We start from the raw sequence: 18813 nt of genomic DNA, 5'->3' as shown, positions 1-18813 counted from the left end.
CTTTTCCGCTCTTTCGTACATGCACAGTCCTAGAGATGTTCGTTCTCGTTGGAGTTTCCGGATGGCCAGTTGGAAATATGACCGTACTCCCGCTAACCATATGAAATCCGTGACTGTGCAAGGCGTATTGAGCCGGGCTTTTCCATCGCTGGCGCTTGCGGGATTGACGACACTCGCCGGAACAGCCTTTCCGGATATTGCCGAAGCAGCGTGCTTCAATGTCACGCGCGCAATAGCGATCACCGGTTCCAGCACGGCGGAAGGCCAGCCGGACGAGGGCGAAACCATTACCTGCGATGCGACTGCGCCCAACCCTTTCACTTATGGCGTTATCGCGACCACGGGACAAGACTACATCACTGTGACGATCGGTGCGGGCGCGATCATCAATGCGCTGGGTTCCGGCGTTTTGCTCGACGACTACGCCAATGCCGTCAACAACGGAACCATCACGACGACCTCGCTGAACGGATTCGGCATGTCGAAGCAGTATATGGGGGAACTGACCAATAACGGTACGATTGAGACGTCCGGCCAGACGGCGCATGGTATGCGCTCGTTGGGCGGCTTCGGGTTTCTGACCAATACGGGCACAGTCAGCGTCAGCGGCCTGAATGCCTATGGCGTCCTGGCGGGCGTCAATGAAACCGTCGTCAACTCCGGCACGATTTCGGCCACCGGCGATGGCGGCAATGGCGTCTATATGCTCGGCGGCACAGTCCTAACGAACACCGAAACGGGCGTGATCACCAGCACTTTGGCCACCGGTGTTCTCGGCGCCGGCAGCCGCTATACCGTGAGCAACGCCGGTATCATTACCGGCGGCAATGGCACGGCGATCAGTCTGGCGGGTGGTGTCAACACCATCAACGTGACGGGCGGTACCATAACGGGCGACGTGCTGACGGGAGCCGGGGTCGACACGCTGAACTGGACCGGCGCCGGGACGATTGCCGGTGAAATTCATCTCAATGACGGCGATGACGTTGCCAATCTAACAAATCTGACCAAAACGACTGTGCAGCCGACCACGCTACTTGATGGCGGTCTCGGCACGGACGCGCTCACGCTGACCAATGTGCAGACTGCACAGCCGGAGCGTTTCATCAATTGGGAAAGCATCTCCCTGCTGTCCGGCTCGCAGCTCACCATGGGCGGCGACCTGACATTGGGTGACTCGGCGACGGAAACCGGCACATTGACCATCGACAGCACCAGCTCGGTTGTCGCCAGCGGGGGAAGCTATGCCATCTCGCCGAGTGTGGCGGGGACGGCCGTAGGCGTGACCAATGCAGGCCTGATCGATCTGGACGCCGGTGGCACTTCAGTCGGCGACAGGCTCACCATCAACGGAAACTATATCGGTTCGGATGGCGAACTGCGCCTCAACACGACCTTGGGTAATGACAGTTCCGCAACCGATATGCTGGTTGTGACCGGCGACACCGCAGGCAGCACGCTAGTCGATGTCGTCAATGTCAACGGGACTGGCGCCGTGACGACCGAAGGCATCAGGATCATCAGCGTCGATGGCGCTTCGGATGGTTCGTTTACGCTTCTGGGCGATTACGAGTTCGAGGGCGACCCTGCGGTCGTCGGCGGGGCCTATGCTTATCGGCTTTACAAGGGCGGTGTTTCGACGCCGAACGATGGCGACTGGTATCTCCGCTCGACCGTGAGTGCGGTGGAACCAGAACCCGAGCCGGAACCCGAACCGGGCAACCCGGAGCCGGAGCCAGAAGAGCCGGGCGAGGAATTGCCACTCTACCAGCCGGGCGTTCCTGTCTATGAAGCCTATCCGCAATTGCTGCTCGGCCTGAACGGTCTTCCAACCTTGCAGCAGCGCGTGGGCAACCGCTACTGGAGCCATGCCGGCAATGTCATGGTTGCCGAGGGGGCAGACCCGGTCGGCTCGCCTTATGCGTCGCCGCAGGAGGCAGGTGTCCTGATCGAAAACAACGGGATCTGGGGGCGTGTCGAAGGCGTGCATACCAGCATGGCGCCGCGCTTCTCCACCTCCCGCACGGATTACGATTTCAATACGTTCCGCATGCAGGCAGGGCTTGATGGTCTTTTCGTAGAGAATGAAAACGGCAAGCTGATCGGCGGGCTGACCGTGCATTACGTGCACGGCAAGGCCAGGACGCACTCGATCTATGGCGACGGTGAAATATCGACCGATGGTTACGGTTTCGGGGGCACGCTGACCTGGTATGGTGAGAACGGCTTCTATCTCGACGGACAGGCGCAGGCAACGTGGTATGATAGCGATCTGGAGTCCACGCTCGCGGGTTTCGACCTGACCAGCGGTAATAACGGCTTCGGTTATGCCCTGTCGCTCGAAAGCGGCAAGCGCATCATGCTGAACGAGCAATGGTCGGTGACGCCGCAGGCGCAACTGGTTTATTCGAATGTCGATTTCGACAGCTTCAATGATGTCTTCGATGCTGAAGTCAGTCTCAACCGGGGTGACAGCCTGCAAGGCCGTCTCGGCTTGAGCCTCGACCGCCAGAATTCGTGGTACAATGACAGGGGATTGATCGACCGGACCTATGTGTACGGTATTGCCAATCTTTACTACGAGTTTCTGGATGGGACGAAAGTTGACGTTTCGGGCACCAGCTTTACCAGTCGCAATGATCGCTTCTGGGGCGGTATCGGTCTCGGTGGCAGCTATAACTGGAACAACGATAAATATTCGCTCTATGGCGAAGGTTCGATCAACACTAGTCTGGCCAATTTCGGCGACAGCTACGCCTATAAGGGAACGGTCGGCTTCCGCGTGAAATGGTAGGTCACGATATTGAAGGACTGCCGGTGATGTAATCGCCGGCAGTCCTGTTTTATGAGGTAATTGGTTTAGATTATTGATTTTAAATAATTATCGCGGCTCTGTGGCCTGCGCCGCAGCATTCCCTCAGTCGGATTTTCCATGATTTGCCAGCTCCGAATCCAACCAGGCCCGTGATGAAATTCGGCATTTTTGCAATTTCTTATTGCAAATAATTTGCAATTGCAGAATATAAGCAGTCAACAGGGCTATACCCAAAATTGCAGGCCGGTTCGAACTGCGGTGGACAGTCCAATTTTCAGTTGCAAATAAGTCTTAATAGCAGAAGGATGCGAAATGCTGAACAAGGTGAGACGAACTTTCCTGAAGGCAGCGACCGGAGCAGCATTGGCGGCAATATTGATCGCGATGTTTGCAATAGCTCCGGCTGGCGCACAGGAGAAATTCAAGGCGGTCACGACCTTCACCGTCATTGCCGACATTGCGCGCAACGTGGCGGGCGATGCGGCAATTGTTGAATCGATCACCAAGCCGGGCGCGGAAATCCATAATTATCAGCCGACACCCGGTGACATAAAGCGGGCGCAAGGTGCGCAGCTTGTTCTGTGGAACGGGCTTAACCTCGAACTCTGGTTCGAAAAGTTCTTTCGGCACCTGAAGGACGTGCCGAGCGTTGTGGTGTCTGACGGCGTCGCTCCGATGGGCATTACGGAGGGGCCGTATAGCGGCAAACCGAACCCGCATGCCTGGATGTCGCCAACCGCCGCGCTGATCTATGTCGATAACATCCGTGACGCCTTCGTCAAATATGATCCGGCGAATGCCGCCATCTACAAGGCCAATGCAGACGCCTATAAGCAGAAGATCCGCGCCGCAATCGAGCCGATCAAGGCGAAACTTGCCGCTGTTCCCGAGGACAAGCGCTGGCTCGTTTCAAGCGAAGGGGCGTTTTCCTATCTCGCACGCGATTTTGGTCTGAAGGAACTCTATCTGTGGCCGATCAATGCCGACCAGCAAGGCACGCCGCAACAGGTGCGCAAGGTCATCGATGCGGTGCGCAAGAACGGCATCACCGTTGTCTTTTCCGAAAGCACGATTTCGCCAGCGCCAGCCCAGCAGGTGGCCCGCGAAACCGGGGCTCGCTATGGCGGCGTGCTTTACGTGGATTCCCTGACCGACAAGGACGGCCCGGTGCCGACCTATATCGACCTCTTACGCGTCACCTCCGACACAATCGTCAAGGGACTGGCTGATCCGTCCTGATCTCTACAAATCTGGTGCCCGCCATCGTGGCGGGCACGCATTCGATCCTGATGAAAGAGATATCCGATGAATGCTCAACCCGACTGGCAGAGCCATTTCGGTTCCGGTTCTGAAGATGGCGGCATTTCCGTCGATGGCGCTACCGTCACTTATCGCAACGGTCTGACTGCCTTGCGCGACGCGAGTTTTCGCATCCCGACCGGCACGATTGCCGCTCTTGTCGGCGTCAATGGGTCAGGCAAATCCACCTTGTTCAAGGCGATCATGGGGTTTGTGCGTCTTGCGCGCGGCTCGATCCGGGTGCTGGGCATGACGGTTGACGAAGCCTTGCGCAAGAACCTCGTCGCCTATGTGCCGCAATCGGAAGAGGTGGACTGGAATTTTCCGGTTCTGGTTGAGGATGTGGTGATGATGGGTCGCTATGGCCATATGGGCATGATGCGGAGACCAAAGGCTGTCGATCATGAAGCGGTGGCCAATGCGCTTGCCCGCGTCAATATGAGCGAGTTTCGCAAGCGGCAGATCGGCGAGCTTTCGGGCGGACAGAAAAAGCGCGTTTTCCTTGCCCGTGCGCTGGCGCAGGACGGTCGCGTGATCCTGCTGGACGAGCCGTTTACGGGGGTCGACGTCAAGACGGAAGAGCAGATCATCACGCTGTTGCGCGAGTTGCGCGATGAAGGCCGCGTGATGCTGGTCTCAACGCATAATTTGGGTTCCGTGCCGGAGTTCTGCGACCGCACCATCCTGATCAAAGGGACGGTGCTGGCCTATGGGATGACGGCTGAGACATTCACCCAAAAAAATCTGGAAAAGACCTTTGGTGGCGTTCTGCGGCATTTCGTATTGAACGGACCGCAAGGCGAGGCTTCCGCCTCGATAGGCGTTATCAGCGACGATGAACGCCCGCTGATCTTGCAGGGCGGCAAGACTGCCATTCGCAACAGCGGCGATGGAGAAGGAGGGCAGGAATGATGGAAACACTCCTGCAGCCATTCACCTATAGCTATATGCTGGATGCCATGTGGGTGTCGGCGCTGGTCGGCGGCGTCTGCGCTTTCCTGTCCTGTTATCTGATGCTGAAGGGCTGGTCGCTGATCGGCGATGCCCTGTCCCATTCCATCGTTCCCGGCGTCGCTGGAGCCTATATGCTGGGGCTGCCGTTTTCCATTGGCGCCTTCTTTTCCGGCGGGCTGGCGGCAGGCGCCATGCTGTTTTTGAACCAGCGAACCAAGTTGAAGGAAGACGCCATTATCGGCCTTATCTTCTCAGGCTTTTTCGGTCTCGGCTTGTTCATGGTGTCGATCTCGCCGACCTCGGTAAACATCCAGACCATCGTGCTCGGCAATATTCTGGCGATTACGCCTGGCGACAAGCTGCAGCTCGGGATTATCGGCTTCGTGTCGCTCGCCCTTCTGCTCGTCAAATGGAAAGACCTCATGGTCACATTCTTCGACGAGACCCACGCACGTTCAATTGGCCTTAATCCGACCGCGCTGAAGATCATGTTCTTCACGCTTCTCTCTGCATCGACGGTGGCGGCGCTCCAGACGGTAGGCGCCTTCCTCGTCATCTGCATGGTGGTGACACCGGGAGCCACGGCCTATCTGCTGACGGATCGGTTTCCGCGACTGCTGGTCATCGCCGTGATAATCGGCGCTGCCACCAGTTTCGTCGGCGCCTATGCGAGTTATTTTCTCGATGGCGCGACGGGTGGCATCATTGTCGTGTTGCAGACGGCGATTTTCCTTAGCGCATTTTTCTTCGCACCCAAGCATGGCATGATTGCCAGCCGACGCCGCGCCGCCAGGACGCAGGCCATGGAGGCGTCGCAGTGAACATTATCGACACGCTTCTTTCGCCATTCGAATTTCCATTCATGGTCAATGCACTGGTGATTTCCGTCACTGTCGCTGTTCCCATGGCGCTGTTATCCTGCTTTCTCGTTCTAAAAGGTTGGTCGCTGATGGGCGATGCAATCAGCCACGCGGTGTTTCCCGGTGTGGTGATCGCCTATGTCGTGGGCTTTCCCTATGCGGTCGGCGCTTTCGTTGCGGGCATGTTTTGCGCCCTCGCGACCGGCTTTCTGAAGGATAACAGCCGCATAAAGCAGGATACGGTCATGGGCGTGGTGTTTTCCGGCATGTTCGGGCTGGGACTGGTGCTCTATGTCAAGGTCAGGCCGGATGTGCATCTCGACCATATTTTGTTCGGCGATATGCTGGGTGTTTCGTGGTTCGATATTGGACAGACGGGGCTGATTGCGCTGTTCACCTCCGCGATCATCGGCGTAAAATGGAAAGACTTCCTTTTGCATGCCTTCGATCCCGCGCAGGCGAGGGCGGTGGGCCTTCGGGTCAATCTCCTGCATTACGGCCTGCTGAGCCTCATCTCGCTGACGATTGTGGGTGCGTTGCAGGCTGTCGGTATCATCCTTGCCATCGCGATGCTGATCGCGCCGGGGGCCATTGCATTTCTCCTGACGCGTAAGTTCAGCACCATGCTGGTTCTGGCTGCGGTCATCGCGGCGGCGGGTTCGTTCATCGGCGCTTATCTGTCGTTCTTCATCGACAGCGCTCCGGCACCCACAATTGTGCTTTTGCTTTCAATGACTTTCGCCGCAGCTTTCATCTATGCGACCCGCAAGGCGGCACGAAACGAGGCATCGGAGATCGCTTGATAACAAAGGCTTCTTCGAATCTCCCAATTTCTGCATAGTGGCGAGATGAAGAAAGAAGCAACGGCATTGGCGATCTATCTGAAGCGCGGATTATCCACTGTGGCCATGATGCTCGTGGCGGCGATGTCCTGTCCTGCTCAGGCACAGGAACCGGGCAAGCCCGGCATTTGCGAGGCGGATAGTTTCGAGAATACGAAATATATCATCTGCAAGCCGGAAAACGGTGTCGCCGGGCTGCGGCTGTTCTGGAAAGGGGCCGACGACAAGCCCTATCGGACATTCTCCAGCGCTGCCAAGGCCGTCAGCGACGATGGCCGCAGACTGGTTTTCGCGATGAATGCCGGAATGTACGGGCAGGATTTTGCGCCGATAGGCCTTTATGTTGAGAACGGACAGGAACAGCGTCCCGCCAACAGGCAGAAAGGCGAAAGTGCAGGTGGTCCTGTGCCAAATTTCTACAAGAGGCCGAATGGTGTTTTCTTCTGGGACGACAAGGCGGCGGGAATTCTTCCGACCGACACGTTTTTGAAACGCCGGCCAAAGGTCAGTTTTGCCACCCAGTCAGGCCCCATGCTGGTCATCCGCAACAAATTGCACCCGGCCTTTATTGCCGGCTCGACGGACCGCACACGCCGCAGCGGCGTCGGTGTTTGCGAAAATGGCGCTGTGCGCTTAGCCATCAGCGAAGACCCGGTGAATTTTCATGATTTCGCGCGCATGTTTCGCGACCATTTGAAATGCCCGAATGCGCTGTTTCTCGATGGTGGAAACGGGACAGGCATTTATGATCCCGCTATGGGCCGCAACGACATATCCTGGCATGGCGGTTTTGGCCCGATTGTCGGCTTGGTGGAATAGCGCTTGCCGCCGCATCAGCCGTTGTCGGGTGTCTCGATCAGTTCCATGGCAAGCGCCCGCGCCGTGTCGGAAATATCGGGATTGAAAACCAGCCAATAGCCGTTTTCGCTCGTTAGCGATCGGTCGCAGGCGTGGACGAGTTGCCCGCGTTGCACTGCGCCATCAATCAGCCCGGCCCAGCCAAGCGCGACGCCCTGATCGGCAATCGCCGCCTCAATCACCAGATTATAGGTATTGAAGACGAGGCCGTAATTGCCGTCATCGATCTCCTCGCCGATGGCATTCAGCCACGATTGCCAGGTGAACCAGCGATCGCCCTGCAAGGTGTCGAGATGCAGAAGCGAGGCAGCACCAAGCCCCTTACCGGAGGGAAAGCCGCCGGATTTTTCGAGAAAAGCGGGCGAGCAGACCGGCACCACCTTTTCGCCGATGAAGGGGACGGAGCCTTTGGGAAAATCATTGCGCGCGCCAAACAGGATTGCGATGTCTGCCTCGCGATAGTCGAGCGGCTGCAGCATGGAGGATGCCGTGATCCGCACATCCACCTCGGGATGTTTCGGCCTGAATTGCGCCACCCGCGGCATCAGCCAGAAAGTGGCAAAGCCGTAATCGGTTGCGATCCGCAAACCGGGCGAGCGCTGCCTGCGCCTGATCTGCTGCACGGCGTCTTCTATCCCATCCAGACCGGCGCGCACCGCTTCATAAAGGATTCGCCCATCGGGCAAAATTTCAACGCCACGCGCCCGCCTTGCAAACAGCGCAACACCCAAACGGTCTTCCATGCGTTTTATTTGATAGCTGACGGCAGGTTGCGTCATGCCGAGTTCACGCGCCGCAAGGGTCAGATTTTCCAAACGTCCGACCGCTTCGAAAACGCCAAGGCTGCCAAGATCCCAGGACGGAGAAACCATAAAGAACCTTTATATCTCCAATAAAAAATGAATGGGTTTTTCCTTAGCGTAAATGGTGTTTTCCTGAAAGTCGAAATGCAAGCCATAACGGCTTTTGATTGTACGAGATGCGGAACGCATCCATCAAGGAGGGGTCACCGATGCGCTATTTGAAGACGACTGCGCTGGCGTTTGCGGCGTTCACCGGGCTGGCGGGAACGGCTTATGCTGCCGATCCGGCTGCATGCGAAACCATCCGCCTGTCCGATCCGGGCTGGACAGATATCACCTCGACCAATTCCATCGCGAGCGTGCTGCTGACGGGGCTTGGCTATAAGCCCGATGTGAAGACGATGTCTGTGCCGATTGGCTATGAGGCCCTGAAGACTGGCAATCTCGACGTCTTCCTCGGCAACTGGATGCCCGCTCAGCAGAAATTCCGCGACGATCTCGACAAGGCCAAAGCAGCCGAGGTGATCGTCAAGAATCTTGAAGGTGCGAAGTTCACGCTCGCAGTGCCGGATTATGTCGCAAGCGAAGGCATCAAGGATTTTGCCGATCTTGCCGCGCAGGGCGATAAATTCGGCAAGGAGATTTACGGTATTGAGCCCGGCGCTCCCGCCAACCAGAATATCCAGAAGATCATTGAAGACCCGAAATTCAAGCTCGACGGCTGGAAGATCGTGGAATCCAGCGAGCAGGCCATGCTGGCGCAGGTAGACCGCAAGAACAAGGACAAGGGCTGGGTGGTGTTTCTCGCCTGGGCGCCGCATCCGATGAACACCAAACTGAAGATTGAATATTTATCGGGCGGCGATGATTATTTCGGTCCGAACTATGGTGGCGCCGAAGTTTACACGCTGGCCCGCACCGGCTGGTCGGCGAATTGCCCGAACGCTGCAACCTTTTTCAAGAACCTTACCTTCACCGTCGACATTGAAAACGAGCTGATGGGCAAGATTCTGGACGACGGTGCGGAAGGCCCTGCGGCTGCGAAGGAATGGTTGAAAGCTAATCCTGAGCAGATCGACAAGTGGCTGGCAGGCGTAACGACGCTGAAGGGCGAACCCGGCGCTGCTGCCGTCAAGGCAAGCATCGGCCTCTGATCGTCAGACGCAAAAGACTATAAGGCGGGCATTTCTATGCCCGCCATTTCGCGTTTCACTTATGCCAAATGGTTCTGCACAAATGAAAAAGCCGAATATTCTCATTCTCATGGTCGACCAGTTGAACGGGACGTTCTTTCCGGATGGCCCCGCCGATTTTCTGCATGTTCCGCATTTGCGCAAGCTTGCCAAACGCTCGACCCGTTTTGCCAATTGCTACACGGCGAGCCCGCTTTGCGCTCCGGCTCGTGCCTCGTTGATGTCGGGCCAATTGCCGTTCCGCACCGGCGTTTATGATAATGCAGCCGAATTCTCGTCCGAAATTCCAACCTATGCGCATCATTTGCGCAATGCCGGTTATCAGACAGCGCTTTCCGGCAAGATGCATTTTGTCGGCCCGGATCAGCTGCACGGCTTCGAGCAGCGCCTGACGACGGATATTTACCCCGCCGATTTTGGCTGGACGCCCGATTATCGCAAGCCCGGAGAGCGCATCGACTGGTGGTATCACAATCTGGGTTCCATCACCGGGGCCGGTTCTGCGGAAATCACCAACCAGCTCGAATATGATGACGAAGTTGCCTATCAGGCCGAAGCAAAGCTTTACGATCTGGCGCGCGGTCATGATAAGCGTCCGTGGTGCCTGACGGTCAGCTTCACTCACCCGCACGATCCCTATGTTGCGCGCAAGCGCTTCTTCGACCTCTATGCGAATATTCCGCAACTCGATCCGAAGATCGGACCTCTGTCGGAGGGCGAAATTGATCCCCATAGCGAGCGGCTGCTTCGTGCCTGCAAGGCTGAGGATTATGAGCTGACGCGCGAGCAGATCAGGGCGGCGCGACAGGCTTATTTTGCCAATATTTCCTATGTTGATGAGAAGATCGGCGGACTTCTGGACGTGATCGAGCGGTGCAACATGGCGGATGATACGATTGTCATCTTCACCTCGGACCATGGCGATATGCTTGGTGAACGCGGCATGTGGTTCAAGATGAGCTTCTTCGAAGGCTCCGCACGGGTGCCCTTGATGATCGCCGCTCCGCAGATGCCGGTAGGGTTGATCGATACGCCTGCGTCAACGCTTGATGTGCTGCCCACCCTTGCCGATCTGGCCGGCATCGACCTCAATGGCATCATGCCGTGGACGGATGGCGTTTCACTGCTGGAAGTCGCTTCGGGTGCAAAGGAACGCGGCGCGGTGCCGTGTGAATATGCGGCTGAAGGTACGGTCGCGCCGATGGTTTCACTGCGTGACGGGCCATGGAAGCTCAATCTCTGTCATGTCGATCCACCGCAATTGTACAATCTCGCTGACGACCCGGATGAACTGCAAAATTTGGCAAAGTGCCCGGAGCATCGCGCGATGCTCGAACAACTGATGGACAAGGCACTGGGGCGCTGGAATCTTGATCTCTATAATGCAAATGTCCGTGCAAGTCAGGCCCGCCGCCATGTGGTCTATCCGGCCCTGCGCAACGGCGCTTATTACCCGTGGGATTACCAGCCGCTGCAAAAGGCATCCGAACGCTATATGCGAAACCACATGGACCTGAACGTGCTGGAGGATAACCAGCGTTTTCCACGCGGCTAGCATCAGGTCGAAGCCGGGCGTCTCGTCCGGCTTCTCCTGTTATCGCGTTTACAGATCGACCGGGCGGCCTGAGGCTTCTTCCTCAAGCGTGACAGCGACATCGGCATTTGCCGAAAGCCTGACTTTGTCGCTTTCGATATCGGCGACGAAGCCCAACTCGATATAGTGATGATGGTCGGCGTGCTGTCCGGAATTATCGGACTTCTTCAGCTTGATCCGGTTTCCTTCCAGCCGATCCACTGTTCCGACATGCACACCGTCTGCGCCGATCACTTCCATATTCTCGTGAATTCTGTGCTGCATAGCGATTTCCTCTGCTTTAGCTTCATATGAATTCAGCAAATTGCCAATGCGATTGCCGTTCCTAAACTAGTGCACCTTTGCCGTTTGGCCATGGCAGAGAGTAATGGATAACCGGTCGGTCATCGAAATGAGCATTAATCGTTCGGTAAACCTAGCTGTCTTTGTGCTCTGGCTGATCTCTGAGTATCTGCGCAGCTCTTGCTCTGTAGTTGTCTTTCACTTCGTCGGAGACCCCGCCGCTCACACTGGCACCGCTGACGATTTTGCCAACGGTTGAATCCCAGTCCAGATCGGGGTCCGGGTTTTCGTGATCAAACAATTGCTTCGCAAGTTCTTCAATCTCAAGCTGCTTTTCAAGTTCGCCACTCATGTCTCTCTCCCGCTGCAAAATGACGTTCAGGGTAGTCGCCCGCTGCCATCTTCGTGATGGCGAACCATATATTTGCGAATGAGCAGATCGAGCGCATCTCTGGCTTCTGTCTCCGTCAAACGCGCTTGAACGTGACCCTCGATTGAAACAACTTCACTGCTGAACTTATCAAAAACGGACCAAGTGCCGTCGTGCTCCCGCCGAACATCAAATCCGTTTTCAATCATAGGGGCCTCCATTCGCTACATCTGCCGCCCGTCCTGTGCCTGTAACTCTCTTTCTTGTTGAACACGTTCAAGGATCGTAAAGGCAGCTTGGGCGGCATCCTCTGTCAACGCGATTTGCAGCCGACCTTTGAATGTGATGGGGCGCTGGGTTGCCCCATCCACCACTGACCAGGTGCCGTTCCCGCATCTCAATGTTTTATAGGTGGTCGTCATTCTTCCCTCCGGATCCCTGCTGTTTTGAGCCACTGTCCGCTCCCGCATGTTCCACCACGCTTATATGCGGTTGGTGTTACAACACCGCTGGCGCCAAATTGTTTCTCTCGAACGGACATTATATGAACGCCCTCATGGAACCCTGCGCGGTGAAAATCTGAGGTAAAATGACGGGAAGACGGCCTTGTTGTTATTGCTCATCCCCGGTGTCGCCCTGTGGGGCGGTCGATTTTCCATTCGAGAAAAGAACGAGCGTAAGCAGCGCAAAGGCCATCACAATAACTGCAACGTCAAAGGCATTTACAGCGCACGCAATGCCAATGGCACCTGTCGCCCACAGGCTGGCGGCGGTGGCGGTACCTTTCACCGACGAGCTTAAACGAAGGATGGCACCTCCACCGATAAAGCCCATTCCTGTGATGACGCCCTCAATAATGCGGGCGAGCGCTTCGGGATTGTCGGTCGTAATCCCTTCTGTTGCCTGGATAAAGCCGCAACTGGCCACCGCCACGAGCGGAAATGTTCGAAGGCCAGCGCTTCGTTCTTCTCGTTCTCGATGCCAACCTATCGGCAGTGCCAGAATGTATGCGGCTGCCAAGGCGATGACGTGTGGCCAAACGTTGAAATTGTCGGACTTTAGCGCCTCTTGAAGCGCGGTTTGAAGCTGATCCATGTTTCTCGTCGCTTAGAGGTGAAGGCCTCAGTAAACGAACGTGTTTTGATTACGTTCCGAAGCAATTCAAATGGCGCGGCGGGCTGAAAGAGGCGACAAGAGCGCTTTCAGCTATGGAGTGAGCGTTTTTTGTAGTGAAGGCGACGCCGTTCTGGGAGAGCAGAATTTTCGTTGAGAATGTTAGTGGAAGCTAATTTATTGAATAGCTGGTGCCGCTTAGGTGACTCGAACACCTGACCCCATCATTACGAATGATGTGCTCTACCGACTGAGCTAAAGCGGCCCGGGAACCTTCGTTCCAACTCCGTTAAGAGATTCCATTCGTTTCCGTCTGGACGGTGCGCTGATAACCAAAAGCAGAACGGAAAGCAAGACCGAAATCGAAAAACGGTCAAATTGTTTCAAACCTTGTGAAAACAGGGCCTTCCATCGGAGAGGCCCTGTTCGAAACGCGCTGGCAATGTGCCTTATGCGCCAGCGCAGAGTTGACTGCGCGCTTCCTTATATTCCCGCTCCAGGCGGTCGATCAGCGTGGCCGCCGGTGCAACTTCATGAATGGCGCCGATGCCCTGTCCGCAGCCCCAGATATCCTTCCACGCTTTCGCGCCTTCCTTATGCGCCTGATCAAAATCCATCTTCGATGCATCGGCTTCCGGCAGATTGTCCGGGTCGAGGCCGGACTGGGCGATGGAGGGCTTCAGATAATTGCCTGCGATGCCGGTAAAATAGTTCGAATAGACGATATCTGCCGCCGTCGAATCGACGATCATCTGCTTGTAGGCATCGACCGCGCGGGCTTCCGTCGTCGCGATGAAGGGTGAGCCGATATAGGCGAGGTCTGCGCCCATGGCCTGTGCAGCCAGAATCGAACGGCCATTGGCGATGGCACCGGAAAGAAGCAGTGGGCCATCAAACCAGGCGCGGATTTCCTGCATCAATGCGAAAGGGGATAGCGGTCCGGCATGGCCGCCCGCACCGGCTGCGACAGCGATCAGGCCATCTGCACCCTTGCGGATGGCCGAATTGGCGTGGCGATTATTGATGACGTCGTGCAGCACAATGCCGCCGTAGGAATGGATCGCTGCGTTCACCTCGGGCACTGCGCCGAGTGAAGAAATGACAATCGGCACTTTGTATTTCACACAGAGGCCGAGATCATGTTCCAGCCGCTTGTTGGAACGGTGAACGATCTGGTTGACCGCGAATGGTGCTGCCGGACGGTCCGGATTGGCCTTGTCGTGAGCGGCGAGGCCTTCGGTGATCTCAGCCAGCCACTCATCCAACTGCGCTTCAGGGCGCGCGTTAAGTGCAGGGAACGAACCAACGACGCCAGCCTTGCATTGCGCCATCACAAGCGCCGGATGCGAAATGATGAATAGGGGCGCGCCGACAACAGGAATGCGCAATCTGTTCTTCAAACTATCCGGCAAGGCCATATTATTCTCCTCAAAAATTGACGTTTGCGTAAACGTAATATCTCTACCACGCCTGTACAGAACGGCAATACGAAAGATTAAATGAGATTCGGCCTCGGAACCAAGCGTAAGCATCTCTGGTGCCAGCACAAAACGCGCGGGCGAAGAATGGTCAGGCCTTCGGTTTAGCTTCGGCTTCCATGCTCGGATGATGATTCTGTCGCAATAGCGATGGTTTTGCGGTTCGATTTAGGCCGGTGGGTTACAAAGCTGAGATAAAACATGAAGATGGCTAGGCTAGGAATTTGCCGCGAAGATTAGGAAACTGACCGATAAATCATGCTCTTGAACGGTCGCTGAATCACATGTCGGATGAGGTTTCTGCATCAGATTCAATCTGCTAGGGTGAGGCGACGGCACCAAAGGTTCGGGGAAAAGCACGTTGAAAGTCGATATTTGGCAACAAGGCGGGTCTTATCAGGTAGCCAAATCAGTTATTGAACGGCTAAATGCCTTGATTCAGACGTTAAATTCGCTGAGGCTTGGAAAAAGCCGCTTTCTGAAAGTCGGTTTGGAACTTTAGGAATGAGCACAGGGCGGGAAACGCGAACACGGGGACGAGTGGCCTTTGGATAGTATAGAACGCGCCATCAGAAACGCATTTGCCAAAGCGGATGCCTATAACCCTGCGACCCGTCAGCGTATCTACGAATCCGCATGGGGTGCCCATGAGCGCGCGCTTACGGCCAACACTGCGCTGAGCGATGTCCAAAAAGAACAGCGCCGCCAGAAGCTGAAGGATGCCATTTCCAGCATCGAGCAGGAATTCTCCGCCCCGCGCCAGAATGAAGACAAGGCAGAGCCATCGCTGGATGCGCCGCATCGCGATGATCCTGTCCTGGGTGCTGCTGTGGGCAGCGCTCCGGCGCTCGATACCGGCGATATACGTTCCCGCTCCACGAAGAAAAAGGGCGGAAGCGCCGATCTCGGCTATGAAGGCGGTGTCTCGCGCAAGGAAAAGCGCGGCAAGAAGAAGCGGCATTCGCCCTTCTACAGCTATGGCATTCCGGCGCTGGTGCTGTTTGTCGCCGTCATGATTGGCTATTCGCTTTATAGCAGCTTCATCGATTTGAGCCGTGGTCCGTCCAGCAGTCCGCTGCACAGCGAGGGAAGCGGCGCACCGCTGAAGGATGGTGAAGAGCCGGGCGGGGCAAAGTGGATTACCATTTTCCAGCCGTCTGAAGCGACACGCATGTCGGTGCAAGGGCGCGCCACCGCAGAAATTCTGCGTGATGGCCCGAGCAGCTTTGCACGCGTGAAATCTTCCGGTGAAGGCGATACGGTTACCTTCGATGTTGGCGAAGGCATTCTGGACCAGCTCGCTGGCAAGACGGCCACATTCGATATCATCGCCAAGGCCGATGGCGGCAAGATAACCCAAATGTCTGTCAGTTGCGATTTCGCAGGCTTTGGCGATTGCGGGCGCAGACGGTATGACGTGGGTGAATCGCGCAACGATTTTCTGTTCGATCTGGATTTTGCAGGTGACAAGAAGGCAGGCCGCGCCGGTGTCATCACGATCAACTCCGATCTGACCGGAACCGGAAAGCCGGTCGATATCTACGAAATTCGCGTTTCGGCGAATGCACAATAATCATTGAAAAACAGAGAGTTGCTGGCTTTTCTTCTCTGGGTTTGGAGGAGATTTAGCTGAGCAGCTTTTCCAGCGTTTCAAGCCGATCCGCTTCGCGGGGCGGTTTATCCCAGCGCAGGCGCGAGAAGCGCGGAAAACGCATGGCGACACCGGATTTATGTCGTGTTGAGCGGTTCAATCCCTCAAAGGCTACCTCCACGACCAGACCGTGATCGGGTTCTGCGCGGACCGAACGCACCGGGCCGAAACGCTCGATGGTGTTTTCGCGAACAAATTTGTCCAGCAGTTTCAGTTCCTCATCGGTGAAGCCGAAATAGGCCTTGCCGACCGGCACCAGAACCGGCTCGTCTTCCGGTCCTGTCCAGACCGCGAAGGTGAAGTCGGAATAGTAGCTGGAGCGTTTGCCGTGGCCGCGCTGCGCATAGACAACCACCGCATCGACGGTGAACGGATCGCGCTTCCATTTGAACCACGGTCCTTTGGGGCGACCGGGAAGATAGGCACTATCATGCCGTTTCAACATCACGCCCTCGATAACCGGGTGCGGAGGATTGACGCGCAAGGCGGCCAGTTCGCTGAAATCGGTGAAAGGCAGCATGGGCGACAGATCGAACCGGCGCGGGTCGAGTGTGGCGACGAAGGTTTGAAGCCGCCTGCGGCGCTCGGCAAAGGGCAGGGCGCGCAAATCCTCACCGGATTGCTGGTTGCCGTCTTGCAATAGATCATAAGCGCGGATGAAAGCCGGATAGTCGCGCAATTGTTTGGCGCTGACGGTCTTGCGGTTCAATCGCTGCTGCAGGTCGGAGAAAGTGGCGGTTTCAATGCCGGTTTCACCGTGATGTCCGACGAGAAGTTCGCCATCAATGGCGCCTTCAAAGTCCATTGCCTCCAGCACATCCGGAAATGCGCCGGAAATATCATCGCCGGTGCGTGAATAAAGCTTGCGCACCCCGTTTTCCGAGACGGCTTGCACACGAATCCCGTCCCATTTCCATTCCGCGCTGAATGCGGCTGGATCGAGCGAGGAAATCTCTGCTTCATCCAGTGCGGTGGCCAGCATGACAGGGCGAAAGGGCGCATCGGCAGTTGCGGCTGGTTTGGGAGCAAGGCCTTCCAGCCAGGCAAACAGCGCCGTATAGGGCGGTGACTGGCCATGCCAGAGTTCTTCGATCTCCGTCACGTCCACGCCGCCGAAATCGGCGAGCGCCTGTTTGGCAAGACGCGCTGAAACGCCGATGCGCAAGCCGCCGGTTACAAGTTTCAGCAGGGCATAACGCTCCGATATGCCGAGAAGATCGAGCCAGCCTGCAACCAGTATCGGGCCTTCACGGCGCGAGGCATGTTGCAGTTCGTGCACCACAACGCCGAGCGAAAGATTGGTGCCCGGCGAGGTCTCGCTGGGGCCGGGCCAGATCAGCGAAATGGTTTCGGCCAGATCGCCGACATAATCATAGGAATAAGCGAAAAGCGTCGGGTCCGTCCGTTCCGCGATCAGGGCGCGCAGCATGGCGGGTTTCACGCTTTGCAATTCCAGATCGCGCGTGATGGCGGCCAGCGCCAGCCCACGGTCGGGATCGGGTGTGGTGCGGAAATAATCGGCAAGCAGGCGCAGCTTGCCATTACGCTGCGGAGTGAGAACCAGACGGTCGAGAAGTTCGGCGAAAGCGCGCATCAATCGCCCTCATCTTCGTAGCCGATAAGATGCAGCGGCTTCGCCGGAATGTTCTGCAATTCGCACCACCGAACCAGAGCCTCCTCCCGCCCGTGCGTGACCCAGACTTCGGCGGGCGCAATTTCCGATATCGTTTCCGTCAGCTCATCCCAGTCGCAATGGTCGGAGATGATCAGCGGCAGTTCGATGCCCTGTTGCTTGGCGCGCTGGCGGATGCGCATCCAGCCGGAGGCGAAGGCCGGAACAGGATCGGGAAAACGTCGCGCCCAGCGGTCGGAAAAGGCGGTCGGCGGCCCGACGATGATCTTGCCCGCAAAATCAGGCTGCTTCTCGCCACGCTCCAGCGTTGCGGGTTCAAGCGGGCCGAGGTCGATGCCGCGCATTTGGTAATAGTCGCACAATGTTTCCAAAGCGCCGTGAATATAGATCGGATCGCTGTAGCCCGCATTGCGAATGAGCTTGATCACGCGCTGCGCCTTGCCGAGCGAATAAGCGCCGACCAGATGCGCGCGCTCCGGAAAGAGCGTGAGTGATTTCAAAAGCTTTGCGATTTCATGCGATGCATCCGGGTGACGGAAGACCGGTAGCGCAAATGTCGCTTCGGTGATGAAGACATCGCATTTGATCGGCTCGAATGGCGCGCAGGTCGGGTCTGCAGCGCGCTTATAGTCGCCCGACGCGACGATGCGGGTCGCATCCTTCTCGACGGCGATTTGCGCCGAACCGAGCACATGGCCAGCGCCGTGAAAACTGACGCGAACGCCGTTGATCGTCAGCGTTTCACCCAAGGCGACTGGCTGCACGGTTTCGGCAAAACCTTCGCCATAGCGAAGTCGCATGATATCGAGCGTTTCCTGCGTGGCCAGAACATGGGTGTGCCCTGCGCGGGCATGATCGGAATGGCCATGGGTGATCAGCGCGCGCTCCACCGGGCGTACCGGATCAATGTAAAAATCGCCGGGCGGGCAATAAAGACCTTTCGGAGAGGAACATAAGAGCTGATTGAAGCGCATAAGCCAAAGATAGGTCAGCACCTTTCGGCTGAAAAGAGAAGGGTGGCGTCATTGCTGACAAAATGAGAACAAAAGTGAACAAACATCTTGGCGT

Annotated in this window: 18 protein-coding genes and 1 tRNA gene; 9 read left to right on the top strand and 10 right to left on the bottom strand. The window is 56.7% G+C overall.

Annotation, left to right across the window (positions count from 1 at the left end; genetic code table 11):
* Positions 1-61: 61 nt before the first annotated feature.
* The 6 genes from WIX40_RS03435 to WIX40_RS03410 all read left to right on the top strand — a co-directional run bounded on the left by WIX40_RS03435 (position 62) and on the right by WIX40_RS03410 (position 7589).
* Positions 62-2794 carry an autotransporter family protein gene (locus WIX40_RS03435; protein ID WP_339438472.1) on the top strand — a complete coding sequence of 911 codons (2733 nt, stop codon included), beginning with the start codon at positions 62-64 and terminating at the stop codon, positions 2792-2794.
* Between the two features lie 333 nt (positions 2795-3127).
* Positions 3128-4054 (top strand): metal ABC transporter substrate-binding protein, encoded by a 927-nt coding sequence (locus WIX40_RS03430; RefSeq protein WP_339438471.1) that lies wholly within the window; start codon positions 3128-3130, stop codon positions 4052-4054.
* 66 nt (positions 4055-4120) lie between these two features.
* Positions 4121-5026 carry a manganese/iron ABC transporter ATP-binding protein gene (locus tag WIX40_RS03425; RefSeq protein WP_140023663.1) on the top strand — a complete coding sequence of 302 codons (906 nt, stop codon included), beginning with the start codon at positions 4121-4123 and terminating at the stop codon, positions 5024-5026.
* The gene (locus tag WIX40_RS03420) at positions 5023-5889 is read left to right on the top strand and encodes a metal ABC transporter permease (protein ID WP_109367626.1); all 867 of its coding nucleotides are present in this window, start codon (positions 5023-5025) and stop codon (positions 5887-5889) included. Before WIX40_RS03425 ends, WIX40_RS03420 begins: the two co-directional genes overlap by 4 nt.
* Complete coding sequence (locus WIX40_RS03415) at positions 5886-6731, top strand: metal ABC transporter permease (protein ID WP_339438468.1); 846 nt, start codon at positions 5886-5888, stop codon at positions 6729-6731. The genes WIX40_RS03420 and WIX40_RS03415 overlap by 4 nt, the downstream gene beginning before the upstream one ends.
* A 45-nt stretch (positions 6732-6776) precedes the next feature.
* The gene (locus tag WIX40_RS03410; RefSeq protein ID WP_371834115.1) at positions 6777-7589 is read left to right on the top strand and encodes a phosphodiester glycosidase family protein; all 813 of its coding nucleotides are present in this window, start codon (positions 6777-6779) and stop codon (positions 7587-7589) included.
* 14 nt (positions 7590-7603) lie between these two features.
* Here the strand turns inward: WIX40_RS03410 and WIX40_RS03405 are convergent, their stop codons facing one another.
* The gene (locus WIX40_RS03405) at positions 7604-8500 is read right to left on the bottom strand and encodes a LysR substrate-binding domain-containing protein (protein ID WP_339438467.1); all 897 of its coding nucleotides are present in this window, start codon (positions 8498-8500) and stop codon (positions 7604-7606) included.
* A 140-nt stretch (positions 8501-8640) separates the two neighbouring features.
* Between WIX40_RS03405 and choX the strand changes: the two genes are divergently transcribed.
* Entirely contained in the window at positions 8641-9585 is a 945-nt protein-coding gene (gene choX / locus WIX40_RS03400) for a choline ABC transporter substrate-binding protein (RefSeq protein ID WP_140023667.1), read from the top strand.
* Positions 9586-9667: 82 nt separating this feature from the next.
* Positions 9668-11179: a choline-sulfatase gene (gene betC, locus WIX40_RS03395; protein ID WP_339438465.1), complete on the top strand. Its 1512-nt coding sequence runs from the start codon at positions 9668-9670 to the stop codon at positions 11177-11179.
* A 48-nt stretch (positions 11180-11227) separates the two neighbouring features.
* Here betC and WIX40_RS03390 read toward each other — a convergent pair whose 3' ends face one another.
* From WIX40_RS03390 to WIX40_RS03360, 7 genes are all read right to left on the bottom strand, one after another.
* Complete coding sequence (locus WIX40_RS03390) at positions 11228-11482, bottom strand: DUF2171 domain-containing protein (protein ID WP_109367621.1); 255 nt, start codon at positions 11480-11482, stop codon at positions 11228-11230.
* 151 nt (positions 11483-11633) lie between these two features.
* Positions 11634-11852, bottom strand: coding sequence for a hypothetical protein (locus WIX40_RS03385; protein ID WP_140023669.1), 219 nt, complete (start codon positions 11850-11852; stop codon positions 11634-11636).
* A 26-nt stretch (positions 11853-11878) separates the two neighbouring features.
* Positions 11879-12079: a hypothetical protein gene (locus WIX40_RS03380; RefSeq protein WP_235891931.1), complete on the bottom strand. Its 201-nt coding sequence runs from the start codon at positions 12077-12079 to the stop codon at positions 11879-11881.
* A 15-nt stretch (positions 12080-12094) separates the two neighbouring features.
* The gene (locus tag WIX40_RS03375) at positions 12095-12292 is read right to left on the bottom strand and encodes a hypothetical protein (protein ID WP_140023671.1); all 198 of its coding nucleotides are present in this window, start codon (positions 12290-12292) and stop codon (positions 12095-12097) included.
* Positions 12293-12482: 190 nt separating this feature from the next.
* On the bottom strand, positions 12483-12965 hold the full coding sequence (locus WIX40_RS03370; protein WP_109367617.1) for an MgtC/SapB family protein: 483 nt from the start codon (positions 12963-12965) through the stop codon (positions 12483-12485).
* Positions 12966-13172: 207 nt separating this feature from the next.
* Positions 13173-13248, bottom strand: a tRNA-Thr gene (locus WIX40_RS03365).
* Between the two features lie 184 nt (positions 13249-13432).
* Positions 13433-14401, bottom strand: a complete 969-nt coding sequence (locus tag WIX40_RS03360; protein ID WP_171318780.1) for an NAD(P)H-dependent flavin oxidoreductase — start codon at positions 14399-14401, stop codon at positions 13433-13435.
* Positions 14402-15008: 607 nt separating this feature from the next.
* Between WIX40_RS03360 and WIX40_RS03355 the strand changes: the two genes are divergently transcribed.
* Positions 15009-16034 (top strand): hypothetical protein, encoded by a 1026-nt coding sequence (locus tag WIX40_RS03355; protein WP_339438457.1) that lies wholly within the window; start codon positions 15009-15011, stop codon positions 16032-16034.
* A gap of 52 nt (positions 16035-16086) precedes the next feature.
* Here the strand turns inward: WIX40_RS03355 and WIX40_RS03350 are convergent, their stop codons facing one another.
* A complete protein-coding gene (locus WIX40_RS03350) occupies positions 16087-17706 on the bottom strand; it encodes a cisplatin damage response ATP-dependent DNA ligase (protein ID WP_339438455.1) in 1620 nt (539 codons plus the stop codon).
* Positions 17706-18719 (bottom strand): ligase-associated DNA damage response exonuclease, encoded by a 1014-nt coding sequence (locus tag WIX40_RS03345; RefSeq protein WP_339440918.1) that lies wholly within the window; start codon positions 18717-18719, stop codon positions 17706-17708. The genes WIX40_RS03350 and WIX40_RS03345 overlap by 1 nt, the downstream gene beginning before the upstream one ends.
* Between the last annotated feature and the right edge of the window lie 94 nt (positions 18720-18813).

The sequence above is a fragment of the Ochrobactrum teleogrylli genome (assembly GCF_037482325.1).
In the GTDB taxonomy this organism is placed as follows: domain Bacteria; phylum Pseudomonadota; class Alphaproteobacteria; order Rhizobiales; family Rhizobiaceae; genus Brucella; species Brucella teleogrylli.
Note: the sequence above shows the minus strand (reverse complement) of the source record. Positions and strands in the feature narration are given on the sequence as shown.